The following is a 25,913-nucleotide window of genomic DNA, read 5'->3' as shown; positions in this document are numbered from 1 at the left end:
CCCCACCAATGGTCGACCAACAAACCCTGCCCGCGAACCCCAAGTCAGCGTGGCAGGGCGACGTGCCGTTACCGAAGTTAGCGATCCGGAAACGGCGTCCGTGACCCCAAGTCGATCATCAACCTTAACCCTCTGACTATGGCGAAATCGAGCCCGGTGCCGCAATCTAGATGGAGGATGGTTAATGTGAGTTAACAAACAAGGGCCCGCCTCGCGGCGAGCCCTTGATAACATTCAACTACTTTTCGCGTCCGAAGGGGGCGCGGTTACTGATCAGCGGGCGTAAACCCGGCGCTGATTGCGCTGAGCCGGCTGCTGCTGACGCGGCTGCGGGCCGCCGAACAGGTTCTCCAGGAACGAGAACGGGCTTGAGGAAGCTCCCGACGAACCGGTGTAGTCGCCGGCAACGCTGACACCGTCGGGTAGCTTGGTCGGGCGGCTGTAGTTCGGCTGGGCGTGGGCCACCACCGCTTCGAGATTCTTGCCCTTGTCGTTCTTCAGCAGCGCCAGCATCGTCGCGTCGCGGCCGTACACGTCCTTGCGGAGCTGCAGCTTGCCGGCGTCGTCAACGAATGCGGTCTGATACGTGATGTTGACCGGAATCGGAGTCGGGAACTTCAGATCGACTTCGCTGCGGCCGTACATCGCCCGGACCTTGGCCGGGGTGTAGTCCTTCTCCGGCATCGCGATGTTCAGCAGCGTCGACGCGTACACGTCCGGGTTCTGCACCCGCATGCAGCCGTGGCTGAAAGCGCGCTCTTCGCGGGCGAACAGGTTCTTGTCCGGGGTGTCGTGCTGATACACCAGGAACTTGTTCGGGAAGTTGAAGCGGATGCGGCCGAGGGCGTTGGCTTCGCCCGGCGGCTGCGAAATATGGATCGAGCCGTCGCGATTGCGCTCGAGCTTCAGACCCATGCGATCGAGCACGGTCGGATCCTGCTGCAGCGCCGGCAGATACTCGTTGTAGATGATCGACGGCGGCACGTTCCAGGTCGGGTTGACGGTGATGTACTTCATCGTCTCCGTCAGCAGCGGGGTGGCGTGCTTGCCCGGCTTGCCGGTGACGACGCGGGTCGTCCAAACTTCGGCGCCGTGCTGCATCACTTTCAGCGTGTAGTCCGGAATGTTGAGGATCACATAGGCATCGCCGAGCGACGGCGCGCCGAGATCGCGCGGCAGCCAGCGCCAGCGCTCCATGTTGACGATGATGGTGTCGATGGTGCGGTCACGCTTCGGGGTGTTCAGCGCCTTCACGGTGCGCTCGTCGAGCACGCCGGTCGCCTTGAGGTCGGCGTGATCCTGGAATTTCCGCACCGCCGCGGCGACCGTCGCGTCGTAGGTGGTGCTCTCCGGATTTTCGCTGACACCGAGGCGGGCGCGCAGCTGCGGCACGCGCGGATCGTCCATCTTCACTTCGGCGCGCTTCTTGCGGGCCGGCTGATAGCGCAGCGTCTCGCCGTCGGCGATTTTGATCACCGGCTTGTCGCCTTCGCCGCGCAGCTCGGCGAGCTTCTTCTTCAGCTCGCGATACAGCTTGTGCGGCGGGTTGTAGCTGTCGAGCGCCGCGGACGCATCGGCCGCGGTGGTGACCTTCGCCAGCACCTGGGCTGGATCGATCGGGTGTTCCGGATACTGGATGTCGGCCGACACCTGCGACCAGTGCATCCGGCCACTCTGCGCCTGACGCGCATAGTCCATCATGCTCTCGGTCAGCCGCAGCTCGGCTTCGGCGAGCGCCTCGGGCGAGGTCGCGGCGCTGAAGCTCGGCACCGGATAGTCGTCCGGATCGAGGCCGTCGGCGGCGGCGTCCTTCAGCCGCGCGATCACACCCTTGGCCTGCGCAGTCAGCGCGCCGGCCTTGGTCCACACCGGCGCGTAATCGCGGGTCTCGTAGAACTTCTCGACCGCGCTGCGCTCGGCCTTGCGATCGAAGTAGCGCGCCGCGCTCTTGGCGAGCAGATCGCGAAGCTGGTCGGCCACCGGCTGGTCGGCCGACGCAACCGTGCTGGCGGGCTTCTGCGGTTCGGCCGGCTTGGTGGTCGTTGCCTGGTCGGTCGCCGGCGCGGCGGGGACGGCGGCAGGAGCGGTGGCGGTCGCCGCCGGAGCTTCCGTCTTCGGCTCGGCTGCGGGCGCAGTTGCCGCGGTGTCTTTGCTCGGCTCGGGTGCAGCCGGCGCCGGGGTCGCGGCAATGTCCTTGGCGGGTTCGGCAGGTGCCGGAGCGGCAGCAATGTCGGGCTTGGCGGGGGCGTCGGGTTTGGCGGCGGGGGGCTCGGGCTTGAAGTCACCGACCGAGGGCGGCGGCAGATCGACCGGGCTCGGCACCGGGACGGCGGCATCGATCGCGAGATCCGCGGGCGACCGCGTCGGCGACTGCGCCAGGACGGAGGTCGCTGACACGGTGAGGAAGGTCGCCGCGACGGCCATCAGCACGCCTTCAAAACCGCGGCGTCCAGTCGAGTGATCTCGCATTCGTCTACCCCTTGGGAAAGCTGCCCGGCCGGCAGTTCGTGACTTGCAGTTCGGTTCTTGAGTGTCAGGGCACCCGCCAGTGTGTCGGCACGCTGCCGATCTCACGTCTCAGTCGGAGGATACACAGGCCCGGTTCGAGCGGCCAGCATCGGCCGGGCAGACTCACGACAAACTGACCCCAGTTGCTATTGGCTAAGGCGGTCAGTGGCTTGTGCCACGGGCCGCCCTGGTTGTCTGTCACTATCGCGCCACGGTTCAAAAGGTTCCGCGAAACAGCGGTTCCGCCGCCATTTCGGAGCCACAATCAGTGGGGCCCCCCGCAAGCCTACCGGGTGCCGCTTAGCTCGTTATCGCGCCTCGGCCTGAGCGGCGCGCTCGGCTTCGATCTCGTCGAGTTTGCGATACAGGGTCGAGCGGCCGATCTTCAGCCGCCGCGCCACTTCGGACATCTGGCCGCGATAATGCGAGATCGCGAACCGGATGATCTCCCGTTCCATTTCGTCGAGCGGACGCACTTCGTCGTCCGCCGTCAGCATCGACAGATTGCCGACGCTGGGCAGCGGCGCGATCGGCACTTCGCTTGCGGCGACGAATTGCGGCTCGCTGCGTTCGATCACCAGCGGCTCACCGGTTGTATCTTCTGCCGGCACGACCGACGGCGCGATCGCCAGCGGGAAGTCGGCGAGGCCGAGCTGATCGCCGTCGCTCATCACCACCGCGCGATACACCGCGTTTTCGAGCTGCCGGATATTGCCGGGCCAGTCGAGCTGGGCGAGCCGCGCCATCGCTTCGCCGGTGATGCCGCCGATGCTGCGCTTCTCTTCGGCGCAGAAACGCATCAGGAAGTGCCGCAGCAGCGGCGGAATATCTTCTCGGCGGGTGCGCAGCGGCGGGATCGTCAGCGGCAGGACGTGCAGCCGGTAGAACAGATCCTCGCGGAACTGGCCCGCCTTCACCCGGTCGAGCAACCGGCGGTTGGTGGCCGAGATGATGCGGACATCGACCTTGACCGGCCGGCGCCCCCCGACCGCTTCGACCGCGCCTTCCTGCAGCGCGCGCAGCAGCTTGACCTGCGCCGTCAGCGGCAGCTCGCTGACTTCGTCGAGAAACAGCGTGCCGCCGGAGGCTTCGACGAACTTGCCGTCGTGGCGCTCGGTCGCGCCGGTGAACGCGCCTTTCTCGTGGCCGAACAGAATCGACTCGACGAGATTGTCGGGGATCGCGCCGCAGTTCACCGCGACGAACGGCTTGGCGCGGCGGTCGCTGGAGCCGTGGATGGCGCGCGCGAACAGCTCCTTGCCGACGCCGGATTCGCCTTCGATCAGCACCGGGATCGCAGATCCTGCAGCTTTTTCGGCTGCGCGCAGCACCGGCGCCATCGCCTCGCTGCGGGTGATGATATCTGAAAACGTCAGCCGGCCTTCGCGAGCATGGCGGATGCGCTGCAGCTCGCCCTTCATTGCGCTGGCGTTCAGCGCATTGCGCAGCGACACCTGCAGGCGCTCGATGCCGACCGGCTTGACGACGAAGTCGTGCGCGCCGGCACGCATCGCCGACACCACATTGTCGATGCCGCCATGTGCGGTCTGCACGATCACCGGCACGTCGAGTCCGCTGGCGCGAATCTTCGACAGCACGCCGAGTCCATCGAGTCCGGGCATCACCAGATCGAGCACCACGGCGTCGATTGCCGGTGCATCGGGCGCGGTCAGGGCTTCTACCGCAGCGTCGCCGCTATCGACCGAAATCGCCTCATAGCCGCACTTCTGCACCATGTTCTCGACCAGCCGACGCTGTACTGCATCGTCGTCGGCGATCAGAATACGCTCAACCATTACTCGCTACTGCCTCAACCCGAACTGTCCCGAATTGGTGCAGGATTGCGACGAATGCGTTAACGCTTGGTGAAAATGCAGATGGTTATCCGCTGTTATCCGAAGGCGTGCGGCCAGATCTCGAGCGCGCCGCGATAGATCATGTCGCCTGCCACATAGAGAATGATGGCGAGGCCGATATAGGCGATCCAGCGGTGCTTATGCAGGAGCCGTGCGATGAAGCTGGCAGCGAGACCCATCAGCGCGATCGACAGGGCGAGGCCGAACACCAGAATCACCGGATGCTCGCGTGCCGCGCCGGCCACCGCCAGGACGTTGTCGAGCGACATCGACACGTCGGCCAGCGTGATCTGCCACACCGCCTGCGCCATGGTCTTGGTTGGAGCGCCGCTTGCCGCACCGCCGTCGCCTTCGAGCGCATCGACGTCTTCGGGCGGGTTGCGCAGCTCGCGCCACATTTTCCAGCACACCCACAACAGCAGCACGCCGCCGGCGAGCAGCAGTCCGATGATCTGCAGAAGCTGCACGGTTACGCTGGCGAAGGCGATGCGGAGCGCGGTGGCGACCACGATGCCGATCAGGATCGCCTTACCGCGCTGCTCTTTCGGCAGCCCGGCTGCGGCGAGGCCGATGACGACGGCGTTGTCGCCGGCGAGCACCAGGTCGATCATCACGACCTGGGCGAATGCGGTGAGGCCTTCGGGTGTAAAGATTGCGAGAAAGTCGGTCATCGGGCGCTCCGTGAGCGTCCAGTCCGACATCACAGTTCAGACGAACTGCCAGAGGGGCCCGGTCCAGGACGTGGTGGTAGGTGGCGCCGTCGAAGACCGCGCCAGATCGCTTGCGTCAGCGCCGATACCAGCACCGGACCGCACGATGGTCAATCGCCGCACGGTCAGAGCCGAACTGTTCGGGAACGAACGCTTTGCAGCGGTGTCGTAATCCTGCCGCCAAGCTCGATCAAGGCGGCGAGGGGCTGTTCGAGCCGCGCTGCCTTGTCGCAGGGCGGCTTCCCTTGAAGGAAACTGTGACTTGCGAAGCCGGTGACGGAGCTAGTAGCGTTTCGCAAGGCAAATCGCACGCGATCTGAAAGCACCATGGCGAAATCTGCGACCTCTCGTACCGCAAAGTCCTCTTCCCGCAAGTCCACTCCCGCCAAGCCAGCACCGCGCAAGGCCGCGCCCAGCAAGGCGAAAGCGGCGAAGACCGCGGCTGCGGGACGGAAGACCGCAAGCAAGCCGGCGAAGCTGCCCGAGTGGAATTTGACGGATCTGTATCCGGCGATCGACTCGCCGGAGGTCGCGGCCGATCTCGATCGTCTCGATGCCGAATGCGCGTCGTTCGAAGCCGACTTCAAGGGCCAGCTGGCCGAAGAGACCGCGAAGGACGGCGGCGCGCTGTGGCTCGCCGGCGCGGTCAAGCGCTACGAGGCGATCGAGGATTTGGCCGGCCGGCTAGGTTCCTATGCGGGCCTGGTCCACGCCGGCGACAGCGTCGATCCGGTGAAGTCAAAATTCTATGGCGACGTCTCTGAGCGCCTGACCGCCGCCTCGGTGCATCTGCTGTTCTTCACCCTCGAACTCAACCGCGTCGACGACGCGGTGCTCGAGACCGCAATGCAAACGCCGGAGCTCGGCCACTACCGGCCGTGGATCGAGGATCTGCGCAAGGACAAGCCGTATCAGCTCGAAGACCGCATCGAGCAGCTGTTCCATGAGAAGTCACAGACCGGCTACGGCGCGTTCAACCGGCTGTTCGACCAGACCATCTCGTCGCTGCGCTTCAAGGTTGGCGGCAAGGAACTGGCGATCGAGCCGACGTTGAACCTGATGCAGGACCGTGCGCCCGAAAAGCGCAAGGCGGCGGCCGAGGCCTTGGCCAAGACCTTCAAGGCGAATGAGCGCACCTTCGCGCTGATCACCAACACGCTCGCCAAGGACAAGGAAATCTCCGACCGCTGGCGCGGCTTTGAAGACGTGGCCGACAGCCGCCACCTCGCCAACCGGGTCGAACGCGAAGTGGTCGATGCGCTGGTCGCCTCGGTACGCGCGGCGTATCCGAAGCTGTCGCACCGCTACTACAAGCTGAAGGCCGGTTGGTTCAAAAAGAAGAAGCTGCCCTATTGGGACCGCAACGCGCCGCTGCCGTTCGCCGCGACCGGCACGATCGCTTGGCCGGAAGCCCGCAACATGGTGCTGACCGCCTACAAGGCGTTCTCGCCGGAGATGGCGCAGATCGCCGAGCGGTTCTTCACCGATCGTTGGATCGACGCCCCGGTGCGGCCGGGCAAGGCGCCGGGCGCGTTTTCGCATCCGACCACGCCGTCGGCGCATCCCTATGTGCTGATGAACTATCAGGGCAAGCCGCGCGACGTGATGACGCTCGCCCACGAACTCGGCCACGGCGTGCACCAGGTGCTGGCCGCCAAGAACGGCGCGCTGATGGCGCCGACGCCGCTGACACTGGCCGAGACCGCCAGCGTGTTCGGCGAAATGCTCACCTTCCGCCGTCTGCTGACTCAGACCAAGGACCGCAAGCAGCGTCAGGCGCTGCTCGCCGGCAAGGTCGAGGACATGATCAACACGGTGGTCCGGCAGATCGCGTTCTATTCGTTCGAGCGGGCGGTCCACACCGAGCGCCGCAGCGGCGAGCTGACCGCGCAGCGGATCGGGGAGATCTGGCTGTCGGTGCAGGGCGAGAGCCTCGGCCCGGCGATCGAGATCAAGCCGGGCTACGAGAGCTTCTGGATGTACATCCCCCACTTCATCCATTCGCCGTTCTACGTTTACGCCTACGCGTTCGGCGACTGTCTGGTGAACTCGCTGTATGCGGTCTACGAGCACGCCCAGGAAGGCTTCGCCGAGCGCTATCTGGCGATGCTGGCGGCGGGCGGAACCAAGCATTATTCCGAACTGCTGGCCCCGTTCGGCCTCGACGCCAAGAACCCCAGCTTCTGGGACGGCGGCCTGTCGGTGATCGCCGGCATGATCGACGAGCTGGAGGCGATGGGCTAAGGCGGCCCAGCGGCGTAAAACGTTTGTTGAACGGAGCGTGGCCGGCGGTCAGCGAGGCCGCCTGACGCGCTGGATCAGGGACAACTGGCCCGCCTGACGTGCGGTCGATGGGCGCGTCGTCACTTCGAGCGTGCGATCACCTCGTCACCAGCCACGATTGGTTCGCTGGGCGGAATAATCAGTCGTCGCTTGTTGCAATCGCTTCGTAACAGCTTGTTCTAATCGTTTGTTGCGATCACACTGCGCGAGCGATCGGTGACGGCGGCCTAGACTTTGGAATGAACCCAAACTGGCTAGGCTAACAATTGCTGCAGTGCCGTTGCCCTCGCAATAAGATTGCGCTAATTGCATCCCCCACTTCTCGAAGATGTCGGAGAGACGAATGGCAGAGCACCACGAGTTTGCCTACACGACTGCCGATGGCAACGACTACGCCGCGCATGAGCAGACCTATGAAGGGTTTATCAAGCTGGTGAAGTACGGCACCGCCGCCGTCATCGTGATCGTCGCCCTCATGGGCATTTTCCTGACTTGATCTGTGCTGGAGTGCGCCGTTACACGCGGCGCTCTCTCGGAGAACGCCCCGGCAAAGTGGAGTCCGGTTTGCCGCCTGGACGTTCTCCAAACAAATAAGTAAGCGCGCATCCCGGTCCCAAAACCGGTCCCACTTTTGCGGGGTGCGCGCATATCTCGCTCGCTCACGCGCGTGCTTCGCGCCGCCGGAGGCTCCATGAAGATTGCTGTTGCCAAAGAACAAGATCCCGCCGAGCCGCGCGTCGCGGCGACGCCCGACACGGTCAAGAAGCTGAAAGCTCTCGGCGCCGAAGTCGCGGTCGAGCCGGGCGCGGGCCTCAAGTCCGGCCTGCCGGATTCCGATTTCACTGCCGCCGGGGCCACCGTATCCGCCGACGCTCTGAAGGACGCCGATGTCGTCTTCAAGGTGAAGCGTCCGGAGGCGTCTGAACTCGCCAGCTATAAGCGCGGTGCGCTGGTGCTGGCGATCATGGACCCGTACGGCAATGACGCTGCGCTGAAGAGCATGGCGGATGCCGGCATTGCCGCCTTCGCGATGGAGCTGATGCCCCGCATCACCCGCGCCCAGGTCATGGACGTGCTGTCGAGCCAGGCCAACCTCGCCGGCTATCGCGCCGTGATCGACGGCGCCGAAACGTTCGGCCGGGCCATGCCGATGATGATGACCGCGGCCGGCACCGTGCCGGCGGCGAAGGTGTTCATCATGGGCGTCGGCGTTGCCGGTCTGCAGGCGATCGCCACCGCGCGCCGTCTCGGCGCCATCGTCACCGCGACCGACGTGCGCCCCGCCACCAAGGAGCAGGTCGAATCGCTGGGTGCCAAGTTCCTCGCCGTCGAAGACGAGGAGTTCAAGAACGCCCAGACCGCCGGCGGCTACGCCAAGGAAATGTCGAAAGAGTATCAGGCCAAGCAGGCCGCTCTGACTGCCGAACACATCAAGAAGCAGGACATCGTCATCACCACCGCGCTGATTCCGGGCCGGCCCGCGCCGCGTCTGGTCACGGCCGAGATGGTGAAGTCGATGAAGCCCGGCTCGGTGCTGGTCGACCTCGCGGTCGAACGCGGCGGCAACGTCGAGGGCGCGGTCCCCGGCCAGATCGTCGAGACCAACGGCGTCAAGATCGTCGGCTACACCAACGTCGCCGGCCGTGTCGCGGCGTCGGCTTCGGCCCTTTATGCGCGCAATCTGCTGAGCTTCTTCGAGACCATGGTCAACAAGGAGAAGGCGCTGGCGGTGAATTGGGACGACGAACTGGTGAAGGCCACCGCGCTGACGCGCGACGGCGCCGTCGTTCATCCGAACTTCCAGCCCAAGTCGGCGTGAGCGCGACCGCTTAAGGAGAGTTGCTATGGAGCATATGGTTCAAGCGGTCGATCCGTTCGTGTTTCGGCTGTCGATTTTCGTCCTTGCCGTGTTCGTCGGCTACTTCGTGGTGTGGTCGGTGACCCCCGCGCTGCATACGCCGCTGATGTCGGTGACCAACGCGATCTCGTCGGTGATCGTGGTCGGTGCGCTGCTCGCGGTCGGCGTGTCGCTGGTCGGCAGCGACAACGGTCCGCTGTGGGCGCGCGGCTTCGGCTTCGTCGCGCTGATCTTCGCATGTATCAACATCTTCGGCGGCTTCCTTGTCACCCAGCGCATGCTGGCGATGTACAAGAAGAAGCAGAAGTGAGTAGGGGCCGTCGATGAGCGCCAATCTTTCCGCATTTCTGTATCTGATCGCAGGCGTCCTATTCATTCTGGCGCTGCGCGGTCTGTCGTCTCCGGCCACCAGCCGTCAGGGCAACCTGATGGGCATGAGCGGCATGGCGATCGCCATTGCCACCACGCTCGCCGGCCATCCGCCGGCCGATCTGCTCGGCTGGGTGCTGGTGATCGCCGGCATCGCGATCGGCGGCGCCATTGGCGCGGTCATCGCCAAGAAGGTGCCGATGACCTCGATGCCCGAGTTGGTCGCCGCCTTCCACTCGCTGGTCGGTATGGCCGCGGTGCTGGTTGCTGCCGGTGCGTTCTATGCGCCGGGTGCGTTCGACATCGGCGAGCCGGGCAACATCCACGCCCAGAGCCTCGTTGAAATGTCGCTCGGCGTTGCCATCGGTGCGCTGACCTTCACCGGTTCGGTGATCGCGTTCCTCAAGCTGTCGGGCCGCATGAGCGGCGCGCCGATCCTGCTGCCGGCACGGCACGTGGTGAACATCGCGCTCGGCGTCATCATGTTCGCGGCGATCATCTACATGGTGATCACGCAGAGCGAGGTCGCCTTCTGGGTGATCACCGGCGTCGCGCTGCTGCTCGGCATCCTGATCATCGTCCCGATCGGCGGCGCCGACATGCCGGTGGTGATCTCGATGCTCAACTCCTACTCGGGGTGGGCCGCGGCCGGCATCGGCTTCACGCTCGGCAACTCGGCGCTGATCATCACCGGCGCGCTGGTCGGCTCCTCGGGTGCGATTCTGTCCTACATCATGTGTAAGGGCATGAACCGCTCGTTCATCTCGGTCATCCTCGGCGGCTTCGGCGGTGAAACCGCGGCGGCCGGCGGTGGCGGCGGTGAACAGCGCCCGGCCAAGCTCGGCTCGGCCGACGACGCGGCCTTCATCATGAAGAACGCCTCGAAGGTCATCATTGTGCCGGGCTACGGCATGGCGGTGGCTCAGGCTCAGCACGCGCTGCGTGAAATGGCCGACTCGCTGAAGAAGGAAGGCGTTGAGGTGAAGTACGCGATTCACCCGGTCGCCGGCCGTATGCCGGGCCACATGAACGTGCTGCTCGCCGAAGCCAACGTGCCGTACGACGAAGTGTTCGAACTCGAGGACATCAACTCGGAGTTCGCGCAGGCCGACGTCGCGTTCGTGATCGGCGCCAACGACGTCACCAACCCGGCGGCCGAAGAGGATCCTTCCTCGCCGATCTACGGCATGCCGGTGCTGCAGGTGTGGAAGGCCGGCACCGTGATGTTCATCAAGCGGTCGCTCGCCTCCGGTTACGCCGGCATCGACAACCCGCTGTTCTATCGCGACAACACCATGATGCTGCTCGGCGACGCCAAGAAGATGACCGAGAACATCGTCAAGGCGATGGCGCACTAACCGCCGACGCCCGCCTAAAACGAAACGCCCGGCCGAAGGCCGGGCGTTTTTGTTTGGGTCCAGACCCACTATCCACGTCATGGCCGGGCTCGCCCCCGGCCATCCACGGCTTGCTGCGCGTCGATGCCGAAAGACGTGGATGCCCGGCACAAGGCCGGGCATGACGGAGGTTGGTGTAAGCCTCACATCCGGTGCATGACGCAGAGCTTGTTGCCGTCCGGATCGCGCAAATAGGCGAGGTACATCTTCATGTCGCCCATTGCGCGGATACCGGGCGGATCCTCGCAAGTGGTGCCGCCATTGGCGACGCCGGTCGCGTGCCAGGCGTCGGCCTCTTCCTGGGACTTCGCCACGAAGCCGATCGTGCCGCCATTGGCGGCAGTCGCCGGTTCGCCATTGATCGGTTTGCTGACCGCGAAGGTGCCGGTCTTGGTGCGGTAGAAGATGCGATGACGATCGACCATCGCCGGCGGCACGCCGAGGGTGCCGAGCAGTTTGTCGTAGAAGTCCTTCGCCGCTTCGAGATTGTTGGTGCCGATCATGACGTGTGAAAACATGGCGTTTCCCGTGTGCTCCTTGGTGTTGTTCACCCTGAGGGTGCCCGCCAACTATACCGATCGGATGCCACCTGGCGATACCGCCCGAGCATCAGGTGCGCCGATTGTACGCATGGCGCTGGGCCTGGATCGCCGGATGTCGGGCAGAGTGTTTGGTGGTATCCGTGTCTTAGTTGGCAGCGTTCTGCCCGGAGAAGGGACGTCATGACGGTTGCGGCAAAATCCGAGATTCAGATCGACAACGACGAGGTGCGGGTCACCGAGTGGCGGCTGCCGCCGGGCTCGGCGACCGGTCACCACACCCACGGCATGGACTACGTCGTGGTGCCGATGGCCGACGGCGAGATGACCATCGTGGCGCCGGACGGCACGCGCTCGCTGGCCCAGCTCAAGACCGGCCGCTCCTACGCCCGCAAGGCCGGTGTCCAACACGATGTCCGCAACGAATCCACAGCCGAAATCGTGTTTCTCGAGATTGAATTGAAAGCTTAACCTCTCGTTAAGCGGCAGGGCCCAGCTTCGCCTCGCGGTCCGCTCGGTGGCGCTCCGAACACCTCGTTCCGATGCCACCGATCGGTCGCAGTTGATCCCTCAATCAGCCTCAAACTTCCAGCATCACACGTGCGGGGAAGAGGCCGGCCATGCTGAAATTCATCACCGAAAAACTGCTCGGGCAGATTCTGCCGTCGGTGGTCGCGACCGTGATCGCCGCCTACGTCGTGAATCAGTACATCGTCGCCAGGCCCGACGCGCCGCCCCCGGCTGCCCCCGCGACACAGCAACTCGATACCACCAAGGCCGTTAAGCCGGCCGAGCCGGTTGCGGTCGCGCTGCCGGCTGAGGCTGCGCGGTCCGAGCCGACCCGGAGCGAGCCGCTCAAGGTTAAGCTCGGCGCCGACAAGATCTCCACCGAGAAGGCCGCGGCCGACAAGCCCGCCGACCGCCCAGTGGGACGGCACCAGATCACCGTGCATGACAACAAGCCGGCCGCCCCGTCCAAGCCGGTCAGCACCGCGTCCGCCACCCCGGAGCCGGTCAAGGTGCCGGAGGAGCGCAGCGAGCCCGCGCGCGATCCCAACGAGCTCGTCAGGGCCGCTGTCGAGCGCCTCCGCGCATCAGCGCCCGCGGAGGCTCCTCGGGCCACCGAAACGCTGGGACGTGCCCCAGAGCCGCTGAAGATGCCTGAGCCGCCGCGCGCCCAGGAGCCGCCGCGTCAGCAGGAAGCCGCGCGCGTCATCGCTCCGGCCTTGCCGCCGGCCGTCAACGTCGCACCGTCCAATGTGTCGATTGCGCCCTACGCGAATCCGCCGGCAACCACTGCCTCGGTGCCGGCCAGCAACCGCCCAGCCGATTCGATCGACCTGCGCGACAGCGATCAGCACCCGCCGACCCCGCCGGCTGATATTCCGGGCGCGCGGGCGGACGCGTCCAGCGACGGCAATGCCGCCCGCAAGCCGTCGGTCGCGGAGGATGTGTTGTTCACCGCCAAGTCGGTGATCCACTCGGTCCTGCCGCGGTAGTAGCGACCGCGATATCCACAGTCATCAATGCCCGGGCGTCGTCCCGGGCATTCTGTTGTGTGGGGAAGGTCGCCGATCGAGCGCCAAGCAGCACCGAAATAAGCAACAACGAAAAACGCGGGCCCGTGGCCCGCGTTCTTCAAACTCAGTTCGCTTCGTCGCCGAAAGGCGCGATTAGCGCGCCGCTGCGGCCGGACGGCGATCCGCGCCGAAAGCCGGCTTCGGCTTGCTCGGCAGCAGGCCTTCGCGCTGCAGCTTCTTGCGGGCGAGCTTGCGGGCGCGGCGTACGGCTTCCGCCTTCTCGCGCGCCTTCTTCTCGGACGGCTTCTCGTAATGTCCGCGCAGCTTCATCTCGCGGAAAATCCCCTCGCGCTGCATCTTCTTCTTCAGCGCCTTGAGGGCTTGATCGACGTTGTTATCGCGAACGAGAACCTGCACGCGGCATCCTCTTCAGAGTGATCGGATCGGAATTTATTGGATTAGGCGGGGCCGACAACGGCCAGGCCCTCCACCTAGAGGGCGCCCATGTACCAGATCGGGCCGGCAATGTCCACCTGACGCGACAATTAAGTTTTGCGACGTTGGTCGGTTCCGTCAGCGTTTCTCCGGCTCGACCACCGTGACATGGCCCATCTTGCGGCCGGGTAGGGCATGGCGCTTGCCGTAGAGGTGCACGGTCGCCCCGGGAACGGTCAGCCAGCGGGTATAGTCGTGAACGTCGGCGCCGATCAGGTTGGTCATGGTCACTGCGCCGTGCCGCACCGGCTCGGCGAGCGGCCAGCCGGCGATCGCGCGGATGTGCTGCTCGAACTGCGAGACCGAAGCGCCGTCCAGCGTCCAGTGCCCGGAATTATGCACCCGGGGGGCGATCTCGTTGACCAGCACCTTCGTTCCGTCCGCACCGGGCACCACGAACATCTCGACCCCGAGCACACCGACATAACCCAGCGCATCGGCGATCGTCTTGGCGATCCGGCGAGCCTCGCTCGCCACCGCGTCGGGGATTGCCGCCGGAGCCTTGGAAACTTTGAGAATGTGGTCGCGGTGCTCGTTTTCGGTGACGTCGTAGCTCACCACCTGACCATCGGCGCCGCGCGCGGCGATCACCGAGATCTCGCGCTCGAACGGCACGAAGGTCTCCAGAATCGCGGCCCGTGTCTCCAGGCTGGCCCAGGCCGCTTCCGGATCGTCGCCCGGACGCAGCATCACCTGTCCCTTGCCGTCGTAACCGAACCGCCGGGTCTTCAGTACCGCGGGCAGACCGAGCCGGGTGACCGCATCGCGCAGCGTCTGCGGCGAGGTGACGTCCGCATAGCCGGCGGTGCCGATGCCGAGCTTGGACACGAAGTCCTTCTCGGCCAAGCGGTCCTGGGTGGTTTCCAGGATGGTCTGGTTCGGCAGCACCGGTTTGCGCGCCGCCAGGACCAGCGCGGCGGAAGCCGGCACGTTCTCGAACTCGTAGGTGATGACGTCGACGTCCGAGGCAAACGATTCCAGCGCCTCGACATCGGCGTATTCGGCGCAGGTGCCGTTCTGCACCACGTCGAACGCCGGCGAATCCGGGTCGGGCGAGAATATCTGGCATTTCAGCCCAAGCCGGGCTGCGGCGAGCGCCAGCATCCGGCCGAGCTGGCCGCCGCCGAGAATGCCGATGGTATCACCGGGCTTCAGCGGTTCACGGCGGGATGCGCTCACGCTGCGCCCTCCGGCCGGGCCGCGACCGAATCGGTCTGCGCCTTGCGCCATGCCGCCAGCCGCGTCGCCAGATCGGAATCGGTCAGCGCCAGCACGCTCGCGGCGAGCAGCGCCGCGTTGATCGCGCCCGCCTTGCCGATCGCCAGCGTCCCGACCGGGATGCCGGCCGGCATCTGCACGATCGAATACAGCGAATCCAGGCCCGACATCGTCTTGGATTCCACCGGCACGCCGAACACCGGCAGCTCCGTCAGCGCTGCGGTCATCCCCGGCAGATGCGCAGCCCCCCCGGCGCCGGCAATGACAATGCGGTACCCCGATGCCTTTGCGCCTTTGGCGAAGGAATAGAGACGGTCGGGAGTGCGGTGCGCGGAAACGATCTGGGCGTCATGGGCGACGCCAAGGGCGGTCAGGGTGTCGGCGGCATGCCGCATCGTCTCCCAGTCCGACTGGCTGCCCATGATGATCGCGACGGGAGCTGTCATTCAAACGATTCTTTCGAGCGATTCTGTCGTGAATCCAGAAACATAGGTGGGGATTATAGGAACGCCAGCCGCTCCGGCCAAGGCGTCCGGAATGCACTATCCTTTCTTGGTGAAGAGCGGCAAGTGTTGTGGCGGTTCTCCGGCTGATTCTGATGAAAAAGAAGCCCATCCGCCCCTCGTCCGCCCGCCGGTCCGTCGACCGCGGGACCCCGAAACCTGCCGCCAAGAAGCGAAAACTGCCGCCTGCCGGGCCGCGCCCGGCCCCGGCGACGCCGCGGGCGCGGGTTGCCGGGGGGCGGCTGCCGGCCGATCCGCAGCTCAAGATCCGCCGGCTGAAGGCCCAACTGGCCGCGGCGCTGGCCGAGATCGACGTGCTGCGCGCGTCCGCCGAGACCGACTTCCTGCTCGGCATCGCCAACCGCCGCGGCTTCGAGCGCGAGCTCGGCCGGGCGCTGGCCTACATCAAGCGCTACGGCGCGGGCGGCGCGCTGATCATGCTGGATGTCGATCGTCTCAAGCCGGTCAATGACACGCTCGGCCATGCCGCCGGCGACGTGGTGCTGAAGGCGGTGACCGAAGCGCTGCTGCGCCACGTCCGGGCGTCCGATCTGATCGGCCGGCTCGGCGGCGACGAGTTTGCCTTGCTGTTGTGGAATCTCGACGAAACCGATGCGCGCGCCAAAGCGTTCGGCTTGGAGACGGCGGTCGACGAGCTTGCGATCCGCTACGGCGATCAAACGATCGAGGTCGGAATCTCCGCTGGCGTTGCGATGCTGACGCCGCAGATGGACGCGGCCGAAGCGTTCGCCGTTGCCGATCAGGCGATGTATGTCCGCAAGGGCGAGCGCCGCGCGGCGTCGGGTGCGCCTATCAAGCGATGATGTCGGGCGTGATCTGATCTTCGATGAAGGCGATGCGATCACGCAGCGCCAGCTTGCGCTTCTTCAGCCGCTGCAGACGCAACAGATCGGGCGCAGGCGAATGGTGCAGCGCATCGATCGCGGCGTCGAGATCGCGGTGCTCTTGTTGCAGCTTGGCCAGCTCGGCACCGAGGTCGCCCTCGTCTTCGTCGGTCATGATCAGTGTCGGCTTGAACCGGTTCGCGAAGCGCGGCCCGGTTGCGGAGGAATGTCGATCAGTTCGCCGTCATTATCGCCTTTGCGGCGTTGCGAGCAAGCGGTGCGTCTGCGCATCGTGCGGCGTACGACCTTCGTCAGGTGAATAATTCGAGAACCCGCATTCCGGCATTCGATGGTCTCGAGGAAAGCCCGCATCCTCGGGCGTTTGCGGGGATGAACTGATCGTGCTCTCGAATCGTTTCGTGGGGCGCGAAATTATGACGCGGATATTTCAAGACCTATCGACAGACGCCACCAGAGATGTACACTTCCTCGTCCGGATGGAAATCAGTCTCACCAAAAGAGGAGGTTTCGTATGGCAATTCAGGCGCATCTGGTCGAACTGGAACGCAAGCACAAAGTTCTGGAGACCGAATTGCACGACGCTCTCGCCCATCCTTCTACGGACGACACGCGTATTGCCGATCTGAAACGTCGCAAGCTCATGGTCCGGGATCAAATCGCGAAACTGAAGCAAACCAGCAGCCTCCACTGACAATCTTCATTGCACTGCAGCAGAGCTGAGCCTCTCGTACGTCCGCATCGATGATGCCGACGATGTGATGGCAACAGCTGCGGGACAACGTCCACCCCTGACGCCGAAGAGCCTTCCGGGCGGCGCCAGAGGGGATCTGAAGTCCCGATCTCCAGGTGATTGAGGCCGGTCACAGCGCCGTAAGACGGCGACGTGATCGGCAGTCGCCAACGACCCCAGTCGTCAATCCCACAGCAACCACAAATCTATCAGTCTCAGCCAACTGCGCGGGGGACAGCGTTGTGCGCCGCCGCAGGCATTGTGCTTGCGTCAAGCTCGACGCGAGGTCACGGCTGCTGCTGCGGACGCCGGATGCCCTGTTACTTGATCGCCCGACCTTGCATTTGAAACGGGTGCCTGGGCTGTTTCGAGTGCTCGCGTCCAATCAGTCGGTGAGCGTGGCGACGTAGTCGGCAATCGCCAGCGAGGCTGTCAAGCCGGGGGACTCGATTCCGAACAGGTTGATCAGTCCCGGCACGCCATGCTCACGCGAAGTCTGCAAAACGAAATCCTGCACAGCGACCGACGGCGGCACGATCTTCGGACGGATGCCGGAGTAACCGGGTGACAGCGCGCCGTCGGGCAGGCCCGGCCAGTACTTGCGGATCGCCGGATAGAACCGCGCCGCGCGCGCCGGGTCGACCACGTAGTCGAGCTCGTCGATCCATTCGACGTCGGGACCGAACTTGGCCTGGCCGCCGAGATCCAGCGTCAGATGCACGCCGAGCCCGCCGGGCTCCGGCACCGGATAGATCAGGTGGGAGAACGGCGCCCGCGCGCTGCAGGTGAAGTAATTGCCCTTGGCGAGATAGGGCGTCGGCACCAGCTCCGGCGGCATTGCCGCGATCGAACGCGCCACCGCAGTCGCACCGAGGCCGGCGGCATTGATCAGCAAGCGGCAGCCGAGCGTCATCGGCATCTCGCCGCCGATCTCGAGCGCGAGCAGCTCGCCTTCGCGGCGTGCCGACAGCAGCGGTGCATGAAACGCAAAGGCTGCGCCAGCGGCTTCGGCGTCACCGCGCAGCGCCAGCATGTAAGAGTGGCTGTCGACGATGCCGGTCGACGGCGACACCAGTGCGGCGACGCAGGACAGCGCCGGCTCCATCTGCTGCGCTTCAGCGCCGTCGATCGCGCGCAGATCATCGACGCCGTTGGCGGCGGCGTGGGCCCGGATCGACTCCAGCTTGGCGGCTTCCGCCGCGGTGGTGGCGACGATCAGCTTGCCGCATTTCCGATGCGGAATGCCGTGATCGGCGCAATACGCATACAGCGCCTGCCGGCCCGCGACGCAGAGCTGCGCCATCAGGCTGCCGGCCCGATAATAGATGCCGGCGTGGATCACTTCACTGTTGCGCGACGAGGTGCCGGTTCCGATCGCTTCGGCCTGCTCGACCACGATCACTTCGCGGCCCTGCTGAGCCAATTTCCGCGCGATCGCCAGCCCGACCACCCCTGCGCCGACGACGACGCACTCAACTTCTTCCATCGATCCGCGCTCTTGTTGCGATTGACTCGTCCCGAGGCGTTTATGATCGGGTTAACCATCTCGGGTCAATTGATGAAAATTCGCGCAATCACGGCCTGCCGGGCCAGCGGTGTTTACATGTTCCAAACATCTCTTGCACCAGACTCGGATTGCAATCTCTGGGTGTTTTATGACGGCGCGGATGAGGAAAGCGGGCAGGGGGGCAGCATGTGCTGCATTGGGCACCTGTCTGTTTTCGACGGCGGCTGACGCCGCGTCCGGCTTCGTGCCCACCAGCTACATCGGCAATGTCGAGCCCGAAATTCTCTGGGAATTGCTGATCGGCGGCTTCGTCGTTGCGGCCTTCATGTGCGCGACAGCACTGTGGGCGACCTCGATGCTGCGCAAGCAGCGCCGCGCCCATCGCCGCAAGAACATGCTGGTCGACTCCGTGCTGAACAAGCTGCAGCAGGGCGTCGTGATCGCCGATGCTTCGGGCCGGATCGTATTCTGCAACGATCGCTATCTCGCGATGTACGACCTGACCCGCGCCGAGGTCACGCCGGGAATGCCCGGGCGCGATCTGTTGGCGCTGCGCCGCGCGCGCGGCATGCTCGATCTCACCAATGACGAGTTCTACCGCAATGCCGGTCTGCCGCAGGGTTACGTTTCCGAATTGCCGGACGGCCGCTGCATCCAGGTCAAGTTCTCGCGGCTCGCCAATGGCGGCACCATCGCGACCCATGACGATTGCAGCGAACTGCGCCGGGTGTCGAAGGAACTATCGACCACCAAGCAGTTCCTGGAATCGGTGATCGACAACATCCCGGTCTGCGTCGCTGCCAAGAGCATCGAAGACGGCCGCTACATCCTGGCCAACCGGGCGTTCGAGACGCTGTCCGGGCTGAGCCGTGACAAGATCATCGGCGCCACCGCCGATCAATTGTATCCGGCGCGCTCCGCGGCGAGCATCCGTGAGGCGGACCAAAGCGCGCTGCAATCGACCACCGGTGCCTATCAATCCGAGCTGACGGTCGAGATGGGCCGGAGCGATCGCATTCTTGCCAGCAACCGCGTCGTCGCTCGCAACGAACGCGGCGAGCCTGAATTCCTGATCGCACTGTTCGAGGACATTACCAATCGCCGCGCGCTGTCGGCCGAATTGGAAAAGACCAAGCGCTTCCTCGAACTGGTGATCGACAACATTCCGGTGGCGCTGACGGTGCAGAACACCGCGGACGGCCGCTACGTGCTCGCCAACCGCGGCGCCGAGATCATTCTCAACCGCCGCCGCGAGGATGCCACCGGGCTGACCACCGGCGAGATCTTCAACGCCAAGGAAGCCCGGCTGATCGCCGAGCGCGACGAACTCGCGATCCGCAAGGGCGGCCTCGTCGTCGAAGAACATCCGATCTCGACGGCCGGCGGCCTGCGTCTGTTCGTGACCCGGCGGATGACCGTCACCGATCAGGCCGACCAGGCAAACTATCTGATCAAAACCCATGTGGACGTCACCGACCGCCGCCAGACCGAGGCGCGGATGGCTCACATGGCGTATCACGACGGCCTGACCGACCTGCCGAACCGTGATGCGTTCCTGAAGTCGCTGACCCAGATGATCGAAGCGTGCGACAACGCTGTCGATGAGTTCGCCGTGCTCTCCGTCGATCTCGACGGGCTGAAGGAGATCAACGACGTGTTCGGCCATGCGATCGGCGACAAGCTGCTGATCGAGGTGGCGCGCCGGATCGAATGGGCCTCGCGCGGCGGCGTCGTTGCACGGCTGTCCGGCGACGAATTCGGCCTGATCATCGATGGCCCGCAGCCGGCTGCGGCGCGCGACCTCGCCAGCATGGTGGCCAAGGCGTTGGCGCCGGGCTTCGTGATCGACGGCAAGACGGTGCGGATCGGCGTCACCACCGGCATCGCGTTGTTCCCAGCCAACGGCACCGACGCTGCCTCGCTGCTCGCCAACGCTGGCGCCGCCTTGTTCCGTGCCAAGGCCAAGGCGCGTGGCTCGGTCACCGTGTTCGAGCCGGAGATGGACATGCAGATCCGCGACCGGCGGGTGCTGCATCAGGATCTGTCGAACGCGATCCGCAACGGCGAGATGTCGCTGTACTACCAGCCGCAGGCGTCGAGCACCAAGCGGGTCGGCAACAACGATATCGTCGGCTTCGAGGCGTTGACGCGCTGGCGTCATCCGACCCGCGGCTTCGTGCCGCCGAGCGAGTTCATTCCGCTCGCCGAAGAGAGCGGGCTGATCGTCGAGCTTGGCGAATGGATCTTGCGCGAAGCCTGCCGTCAGGCCGCCTCGTGGGCGCGGCCGTTGCAGGTCGCCGTCAACCTGTCGCCGGCGCAATTCCTCAACACCGATCTGGTCGCCTTCGTGCACGAGGTGCTGCTGCAGACCGGGCTCGAACCGGGCCGGCTGGAATTGGAAATCACCGAAGGCGTGTTGATCGAAGATTTCGACCGCGGCCTGTCGCTGCTGCGCCGGCTGAAGGCGCTCGGCGTCCGGGTGTCGATGGACGATTTCGGCAGCGGCTATTCTTCGCTGACCTATCTGCAGGCGTTCCCGTTCGACAAGATCAAGATCGACCGCGCCTTCATCATGAATCTCGGCCGCAATCCGCAATCGGCGGCGATCGTTCGCGCCGTGATCGGCCTCGGCCACGGCCTCGGCGTGACGCTGGTGGCCGAAGGCGTCGAGACCCAGGATCAGCTCGACTTCCTGGTCGACGAGTCCTGCGATGCGGTGCAGGGCTATCTGATCGGCAAGCCGGCGCCGATCGATCAGTATCGCTGGCTGGTCGGGCTCGATGCGCTCGACGACAGCACCCCGCTCCGCGCTCGCGAAGCAGGCTGATCGCCCGCTTCGCCCAGTGCGCAAAAGTTCGTCGAGAGCTTAGGCGCCGGTGTTGTCCGGCTTGCCGCCGAACGCCACCGGGGTCTGCGGCCGCTCATCGACATGCAGCGTGAACAGGTCCGGCCGCGAATAGTGGCCGACCGCATCGAAGTCGAGTTTCGAACCGAGGATGTCGTCGGTGTCGATGTCCGCGGTGAGGATGCCTTCTTCGTCGAGCAGCGGGCCGGCGAGGATTTCGCCGAGCGGGCCGACGATCACCGAGCGGCCATGCATCATCCACTCGTCCGGGCCGGCCTCGATCCGGCTGGCATAGTCCGCCGGGAAGTCGGAGCGCCGCATCACCTGGCAGGCGCCGATCACAAAGCAGCGGCCTTCCAGCGCGATGTGGCGCATCGTGGCGATCCAAGTTTCACGGTCGTCGGCGGTCGGCGCGGCCCAGATCTGCACGCCCTTGGCGTAGTAGGCCGCGCGCATCAGCGGCATGTAGTGCTCCCAGCAGATCGCACCGCCCAGCTTGCCGTAGGGCGTGTCGACCACGGTGAGCGTCGAAGCATCGCCGAAGCCCCACACCAGCCGTTCCGAACCGGTCGGCATGAGCTTGCGATGGATGCCGAGCAGACCAGTCGGGGCCAGATACAGCGCCGTGCAATATAGCGTGCCGCCGTCGCGCTCGATCACGCCGACCACGGCGTGGAGGTCGTGTTCGGCGCAGGCGGCGACGAGCTGATCCACTTCCGGCCCCGGAATAGTGATGGCGCCGCGGACGTAGCGGGCGAAATCCTCGCGGCCTTCCGGCGTGCGCCGTCCGATCGCGCAGCCGAAGTCGAGACCCTTCGGATAGCCGCCGATGAAGGCTTCCGGAAACACCGCGACCTTAGCGCCCTTGGCGGCGGCTTCGCCGATCAAGGCGACGGTGCGCGCGGTCGCACCCGCGGCGTCGAACGGAATGGTCGTCGCCTGAACTGCTGCGACTTTCAACTTGGCCATCTGATGAGTCCTTATGATGCGGTGGTGAGGGTGACCTGCGCGTCCTGCCAAAGCGGACGGTCGAGATCGAACAGATCGCGGGTGCGGGTGTAGGCGGAGGCGCCGTGCATCCGGCCGACGAGATCGAGCGCGGCATGGTCGACGCGCGGGCGCTCCGGATCGCCGGTCAGGACGTGCTGAGCGTAGTGCGCGTGCAGCACTTCGCCGACCACCATCACCTGGCCGGGGCCGGTGTCGAGCCAGTGGGTGCGGCGGCATTCGAACGCGACCGGCGAGGCGGCGATGCGCGGCGGAGCGACGGCAACGCTCGGCAGCGTCTGAAGCCCGGCGAGATCGAGTTCGTCGACCTCCGGCGGGGCTTCGACGCAGGTCGCGTTCATCGCCTCGACCAGGCTGAACGGCACAAGGTTGACGACGAATTCGCCGGTCGCGCGGATGTTCGCGGCGGTGTCTTTCGGCGCGTCGGGCCGCGCCAGAATGCCGAGCGCGACGACCGGGCGGTCGGAGCCGAACATGTTGAAGAACGAGTAGGGCGCGGCGTTGACGCAGCCGTCGGGCGAGCGCGTGACGACCCAGGCAATCGGGCGCGGCATGATGGTGGAGGCGAGCAGGCGATAGCGATCAGCGCTGGACATCTTGGCGAAATCGAAGTGGCGCTGCGGCTGTGATACCAAGTCGTGCAAGTCTCTCACTCGCGGCTTTCGTCATGGTCGGGCCGCCTGCGCGGCCGAAGCCGCTTCGGCGTGGCGGAGGCCCGCCATCTACGTTCTTACTTGGGTAGTCACTGAGAGGCGTGGATGGCCGGCACAAGGCCGGCCATGACGAGTTCATGTGTGCAGCTCGAGCCGTTTAGGCCCGGGTGATCTTCACGCTCTTCGGGTCGAAGCCCTTTGCCACGGCTTCCTTGTCGGCCGCGCTGGCGACCGTGGTGTCGACGAACTTGCTGACGTCGGGCACGCGCGGCAGCAGCTTGTTCTCGACGCCCCATTTGGCGAGCGTGTCCATCTTGGCGATCTGCGCCGGCGTCAGGGTCGCCTTGATGTCGCTGAACGACTTGGCGCTCCAAGCCGGATCGTAGCTCGACGCCTTCTCCAGCACCTCGACCGGGATGTTCTTGGCGGGCTCCAGCGTGCGGAACCAGCCATTGACCAGATCGTGGTTCTGGCTGGCGAAGAACAGCGCTTCGGAATTCGCCATCAGCATCCGTTTCAGCACGTCGGGACGGTCCTTGAAGAAGCGGTTATTGGCGGCGAGCACGATCACCGGCGTGACGTTCTGCGATACCACCTGGGCGAAGCCGGCGTTCTCGAAGAACGATACGAACGGATCGTAGGTGAAGAACGCATCGATGCGCTGCGAACCGACCGCGTCGGCGAGTTCGGCGGGGCCGACATTGACGAAGGTGACGTCCTTGCCCGGTGTCAGCCCGGCCTTCGCCACGGCTTCCTGCGCGTTCTGGAACGCGGTGATGCCGAAGGTGCCGTAGATCTGCTTGCCCTTGAGGCCGGCCACATCGGTGATGCCGGACTTCTTGGTCGTCAGCACGGCCGAGCGGAAGATTGCCTGCGACGACACGGTGGTGACCGGCGCGCCGATCGCCATCGTGGTGACGGCGGCAAAGTCGGACAGCGTGCCGATGTCGGCCGCGCCGGAGACCAGCGCCTCGGTGATCGCCGGCGACGCGGCGAGCTGGATCATCTCCATCTTCAGGCCGTGACGCTCCGCGATATCGGTGCGCATCAGCACGTGGGCGATCTGGGCCGACACCGTGGTGGTATTGAACCAGCCCATTTTGACGACGTCGGCTCCCTGCGCGCGCAGGATCGACGGGGCCGCGAGCGGCATGGTGGCGGCAAAGCCGGCGGCGAGCTGACCGAAGCGGCGGCGCGATAGCGTAATTGTCACGGCTTATTCCCCTTTTTGCCATTCAGGCTTCAGCGTCTCCCAGAGGTCGTTGACCGTGGAGACGAACCATGGATCGGAACGCATTTCGGCGGTGCGCGGCCGCGGCAGCGGCACCAGCACTTCGTCGCGCACGCGGCCGGGCCGCGGGCTCATCACCACGACGCGGTCGGCGAGGAACACCGCCTCTTCGATGCCGTGGGTGACGAAGATCACCGTCTTGCCGGCCTCCGAGGAGATGCGGGCGATTTCTTCTTGCAGCAGTACGCGGGTCTGGGCGTCCAGCGCGCCGAATGGCTCGTCCATCAGGAGGATGTCGGGATCGGGCGCCAGCGCGCGGGCGATCGCGGCGCGCTGCTTCATGCCGCCGGACATCTGGTGCGGGTACTTGTCTTCGAAGCCGGTGAGGTGAACCGTCTTGATCAGCGCCCGCGCGATCTCGGCGCGTTCGGCCTTCGGCATGCCCTTCGCCTTCAGGCCGAACTCGACGTTCTGCTGCACCGTCATCCAGCCGAACAGCGCATAGTCTTGAAACACCACGGTGCGCGACGCGTCAGGCTTGGAGATTGGCCGGCCGTCCTGCAGGATCTGGCCGCTCGAGGCCGACTGGAAGCCGGCGATGATGCTGAGCAGCGTCGACTTTCCGCAGCCCGACGGGCCGAGCAGCGAGATGAACTCGCCTTTCTTGATGCGCAGTGACACGCCGTCGAGCGCAATCACCGCCTGGTGGGTGGTCTTGGAGTCGTACACCTTGCCGACATTGCGGATGTCGATCTGGACCTCGGCGGTGGTCGCCTGCGGCACGGTAAGCTCGGCGGCGGCCAAGGTGGCGGGTGCGAATTGTGCGTTCATGGTGAGGGCCCTCAGCTGCGCTCGGAAGGAGCCCACGCGTTCACGCGCCGCTCGATACGTTCAAGGATGGCGGACATCGCGAAGCCGATCAGACCGATCGTCACCATGCCGGCGACGACGTTGTTGATCTGGAACAGCATGCGCGACTGCTGGATCAGGTAGCCGAGGCCCGTTTGGGCGGCGATCAGTTCGGCGGTGACGACGCACATCCAGCCGACGCCGAGCGCGATGCGCAGGCCGGGCAGGATGATCGGCAGCGAGGCGGGGATCAGCACGTCGGTGAACAGCTGCCAGGGCTTGGCGCCGAGGCAGAGTGCGGCGTTCATCTGGTTGCGGTCGAGGCCGCGGATCGCCGTGTAGGTGGCGATGAACACCGGGAAGACGGCGCCGAGGAACACCAGGAAGTAGGAGGCGGCGTCGCCGAGCCCGAACCACAGGATGGTGATCGGGATCCAGGCCAGCGGCGGGATCGGCCGCAACGCTTCGATCACCGGCCGGACGTAGTCCGACACTGTGCGCCACCAGCCGCAAAGCAAGCCGAGCGCCAGGCCGACCACGCAGGCGAGCAGGAAGCCGACCGCGACGCGCTGCAGGCTGGCGCCGAGATGCACCCACAGCGAGCCGTCGAGCGCGAGTTGCCACAGCGCTTCGGCGATCGCGACCGGCGAGGGCAGCAGGAAGCCGTCGACCAGATTGAGTTGGGTGATCGCCTGCCAGATCGCGAAGAACGCGGTGAGACCGACCGCGGCCCGCATCGGCCGCCCCGCAAAGGCATTCTGAATCATCGCGAACCGCGGCCTCATGGTTTCAACCGGCAGGCGGCCCGCATCGGCTTCCGCTTCCATCTGCAATCCTCCTTTGGTCGCGCTGTGTCCTCGCGTGACGTTTCAACTTTGGAATATGTCGGATAAATCCGTCAATCCAGAATCGAGGGGGTGGTGGAATATAAATCGAGCAAAACCGCAAAATAACCGCTTAACTTGACG

The 25,913-nt window shown here is 65.3% G+C and carries 24 protein-coding genes; 10 read left to right on the top strand and 14 right to left on the bottom strand.

The features are described from left to right. Positions 1-273 precede the first annotated feature (273 nt). The 3 genes from LRC39_RS21140 to LRC39_RS21130 form a co-directional block, all read right to left on the bottom strand. Positions 274-2,469: a L,D-transpeptidase family protein gene (locus tag LRC39_RS21140; protein ID WP_346295544.1), complete on the bottom strand. Its 2,196-nt coding sequence runs from the start codon at positions 2,467-2,469 to the stop codon at positions 274-276. A gap of 347 nt (positions 2,470-2,816) precedes the next feature. Then, positions 2,817-4,304, bottom strand: coding sequence for a sigma-54-dependent transcriptional regulator (locus tag LRC39_RS21135; protein ID WP_107345793.1), 1,488 nt, complete (start codon positions 4,302-4,304; stop codon positions 2,817-2,819). Positions 4,305-4,399: 95 nt separating this feature from the next. Then, positions 4,400-5,035, bottom strand: a complete 636-nt coding sequence (locus tag LRC39_RS21130) for a TerC family protein (protein ID WP_346295543.1) — start codon at positions 5,033-5,035, stop codon at positions 4,400-4,402. Between the two features lie 366 nt (positions 5,036-5,401). Between LRC39_RS21130 and LRC39_RS21125 the strand changes: the two genes are divergently transcribed. The 5 genes from LRC39_RS21125 to LRC39_RS21105 all read left to right on the top strand — a co-directional run bounded on the left by LRC39_RS21125 (position 5,402) and on the right by LRC39_RS21105 (position 10,942). Continuing rightward, positions 5,402-7,318, top strand: coding sequence for a M3 family oligoendopeptidase (locus LRC39_RS21125; protein WP_263989528.1), 1,917 nt, complete (start codon positions 5,402-5,404; stop codon positions 7,316-7,318). A 382-nt stretch (positions 7,319-7,700) separates the two neighbouring features. Next, on the top strand, positions 7,701-7,853 hold the full coding sequence (locus LRC39_RS21120) for an aa3-type cytochrome c oxidase subunit IV (RefSeq protein WP_011159718.1): 153 nt from the start codon (positions 7,701-7,703) through the stop codon (positions 7,851-7,853). A 195-nt stretch (positions 7,854-8,048) separates the two neighbouring features. After that, on the top strand, positions 8,049-9,176 hold the full coding sequence (locus LRC39_RS21115; protein WP_107356777.1) for a Re/Si-specific NAD(P)(+) transhydrogenase subunit alpha: 1,128 nt from the start codon (positions 8,049-8,051) through the stop codon (positions 9,174-9,176). 25 nt (positions 9,177-9,201) lie between these two features. After that, complete coding sequence (locus LRC39_RS21110; RefSeq protein ID WP_022722381.1) at positions 9,202-9,525, top strand: proton-translocating transhydrogenase family protein; 324 nt, start codon at positions 9,202-9,204, stop codon at positions 9,523-9,525. Between the two features lie 13 nt (positions 9,526-9,538). Next, positions 9,539-10,942: an NAD(P)(+) transhydrogenase (Re/Si-specific) subunit beta gene (locus tag LRC39_RS21105; protein WP_107356776.1), complete on the top strand. Its 1,404-nt coding sequence runs from the start codon at positions 9,539-9,541 to the stop codon at positions 10,940-10,942. Between the two features lie 182 nt (positions 10,943-11,124). Here the strand turns inward: LRC39_RS21105 and LRC39_RS21100 are convergent, their stop codons facing one another. Further along, the gene (locus tag LRC39_RS21100; protein WP_107356775.1) at positions 11,125-11,499 is read right to left on the bottom strand and encodes a VOC family protein; all 375 of its coding nucleotides are present in this window, start codon (positions 11,497-11,499) and stop codon (positions 11,125-11,127) included. A gap of 204 nt (positions 11,500-11,703) precedes the next feature. On the opposite strand from LRC39_RS21100, the gene LRC39_RS21095 reads away from it, so the two are divergent. Together LRC39_RS21095 and LRC39_RS21090 are read left to right on the top strand one after the other, a co-directional pair. After that, positions 11,704-11,991, top strand: a complete 288-nt coding sequence (locus LRC39_RS21095; protein ID WP_011159713.1) for a cupin domain-containing protein — start codon at positions 11,704-11,706, stop codon at positions 11,989-11,991. 149 nt (positions 11,992-12,140) lie between these two features. Beyond that, positions 12,141-13,019 carry a hypothetical protein gene (locus tag LRC39_RS21090; RefSeq protein WP_346295542.1) on the top strand — a complete coding sequence of 293 codons (879 nt, stop codon included), beginning with the start codon at positions 12,141-12,143 and terminating at the stop codon, positions 13,017-13,019. 174 nt (positions 13,020-13,193) lie between these two features. On the opposite strand, the gene rpsU is transcribed toward LRC39_RS21090, so the two are convergent. The 3 genes from rpsU to purE all read right to left on the bottom strand — a co-directional run bounded on the left by rpsU (position 13,194) and on the right by purE (position 15,199). Continuing rightward, positions 13,194-13,457, bottom strand: coding sequence for a 30S ribosomal protein S21 (rpsU, locus tag LRC39_RS21085; RefSeq protein WP_013504042.1), 264 nt, complete (start codon positions 13,455-13,457; stop codon positions 13,194-13,196). Positions 13,458-13,613: 156 nt separating this feature from the next. Next, positions 13,614-14,714, bottom strand: coding sequence for a 5-(carboxyamino)imidazole ribonucleotide synthase (locus tag LRC39_RS21080; protein WP_346295541.1), 1,101 nt, complete (start codon positions 14,712-14,714; stop codon positions 13,614-13,616). After that, entirely contained in the window at positions 14,711-15,199 is a 489-nt protein-coding gene (gene purE / locus LRC39_RS21075; protein ID WP_346295540.1) for a 5-(carboxyamino)imidazole ribonucleotide mutase, read from the bottom strand. Before purE ends, LRC39_RS21080 begins: the two co-directional genes overlap by 4 nt. A 152-nt stretch (positions 15,200-15,351) precedes the next feature. Between purE and LRC39_RS21070 the strand changes: the two genes are divergently transcribed. Beyond that, complete coding sequence (locus LRC39_RS21070; RefSeq protein WP_346295539.1) at positions 15,352-16,080, top strand: GGDEF domain-containing protein; 729 nt, start codon at positions 15,352-15,354, stop codon at positions 16,078-16,080. Here the strand turns inward: LRC39_RS21070 and LRC39_RS21065 are convergent. Next, positions 16,070-16,276 carry a YdcH family protein gene (locus LRC39_RS21065; protein ID WP_012497433.1) on the bottom strand — a complete coding sequence of 69 codons (207 nt, stop codon included), beginning with the start codon at positions 16,274-16,276 and terminating at the stop codon, positions 16,070-16,072. The genes LRC39_RS21070 and LRC39_RS21065 overlap by 11 nt on opposite strands. A gap of 357 nt (positions 16,277-16,633) precedes the next feature. Here LRC39_RS21065 and LRC39_RS21060 point away from each other — a divergent pair, with 357 nt between their 5' ends. Beyond that, positions 16,634-16,813 carry a YdcH family protein gene (locus LRC39_RS21060; protein WP_107356771.1) on the top strand — a complete coding sequence of 60 codons (180 nt, stop codon included), beginning with the start codon at positions 16,634-16,636 and terminating at the stop codon, positions 16,811-16,813. 424 nt (positions 16,814-17,237) lie between these two features. Here LRC39_RS21060 and LRC39_RS21055 read toward each other — a convergent pair whose 3' ends face one another. After that, positions 17,238-18,338 carry an NAD(P)/FAD-dependent oxidoreductase gene (locus LRC39_RS21055; protein ID WP_346295538.1) on the bottom strand — a complete coding sequence of 367 codons (1,101 nt, stop codon included), beginning with the start codon at positions 18,336-18,338 and terminating at the stop codon, positions 17,238-17,240. 169 nt (positions 18,339-18,507) lie between these two features. Here LRC39_RS21055 and LRC39_RS21050 point away from each other — a divergent pair, with 169 nt between their 5' ends. Further along, positions 18,508-21,186: a sensor domain-containing protein gene (locus tag LRC39_RS21050; protein WP_346295537.1), complete on the top strand. Its 2,679-nt coding sequence runs from the start codon at positions 18,508-18,510 to the stop codon at positions 21,184-21,186. 39 nt (positions 21,187-21,225) lie between these two features. Here the strand turns inward: LRC39_RS21050 and LRC39_RS21045 are convergent, their stop codons facing one another. The 5 genes from LRC39_RS21045 to LRC39_RS21025 form a co-directional block, all read right to left on the bottom strand. Further along, a complete protein-coding gene (locus LRC39_RS21045; RefSeq protein ID WP_264074486.1) occupies positions 21,226-22,173 on the bottom strand; it encodes a carbon-nitrogen hydrolase family protein in 948 nt (315 codons plus the stop codon). 11 nt (positions 22,174-22,184) lie between these two features. After that, positions 22,185-22,808, bottom strand: a complete 624-nt coding sequence (locus LRC39_RS21040) for a flavin reductase family protein (protein WP_346295536.1) — start codon at positions 22,806-22,808, stop codon at positions 22,185-22,187. A 214-nt stretch (positions 22,809-23,022) separates the two neighbouring features. Next, positions 23,023-24,078 (bottom strand): ABC transporter substrate-binding protein, encoded by a 1,056-nt coding sequence (locus tag LRC39_RS21035; protein ID WP_107356766.1) that lies wholly within the window; start codon positions 24,076-24,078, stop codon positions 23,023-23,025. A 3-nt stretch (positions 24,079-24,081) separates the two neighbouring features. Then, positions 24,082-24,927 (bottom strand): ABC transporter ATP-binding protein, encoded by an 846-nt coding sequence (locus LRC39_RS21030; RefSeq protein WP_264053285.1) that lies wholly within the window; start codon positions 24,925-24,927, stop codon positions 24,082-24,084. 11 nt (positions 24,928-24,938) lie between these two features. Continuing rightward, positions 24,939-25,772: an ABC transporter permease gene (locus LRC39_RS21025; protein WP_107345777.1), complete on the bottom strand. Its 834-nt coding sequence runs from the start codon at positions 25,770-25,772 to the stop codon at positions 24,939-24,941. Positions 25,773-25,913: the final 141 nt, after the last annotated feature.

The sequence above is a fragment of the Rhodopseudomonas sp. P1 genome, from assembly GCF_039642825.1.
GTDB lineage: Bacteria > Pseudomonadota > Alphaproteobacteria > Rhizobiales > Xanthobacteraceae > Rhodopseudomonas > Rhodopseudomonas palustris_H.
The sequence above is the reverse complement of the archived record's forward strand: the minus strand, read 5'-3'. Positions and strand labels throughout refer to the sequence as shown.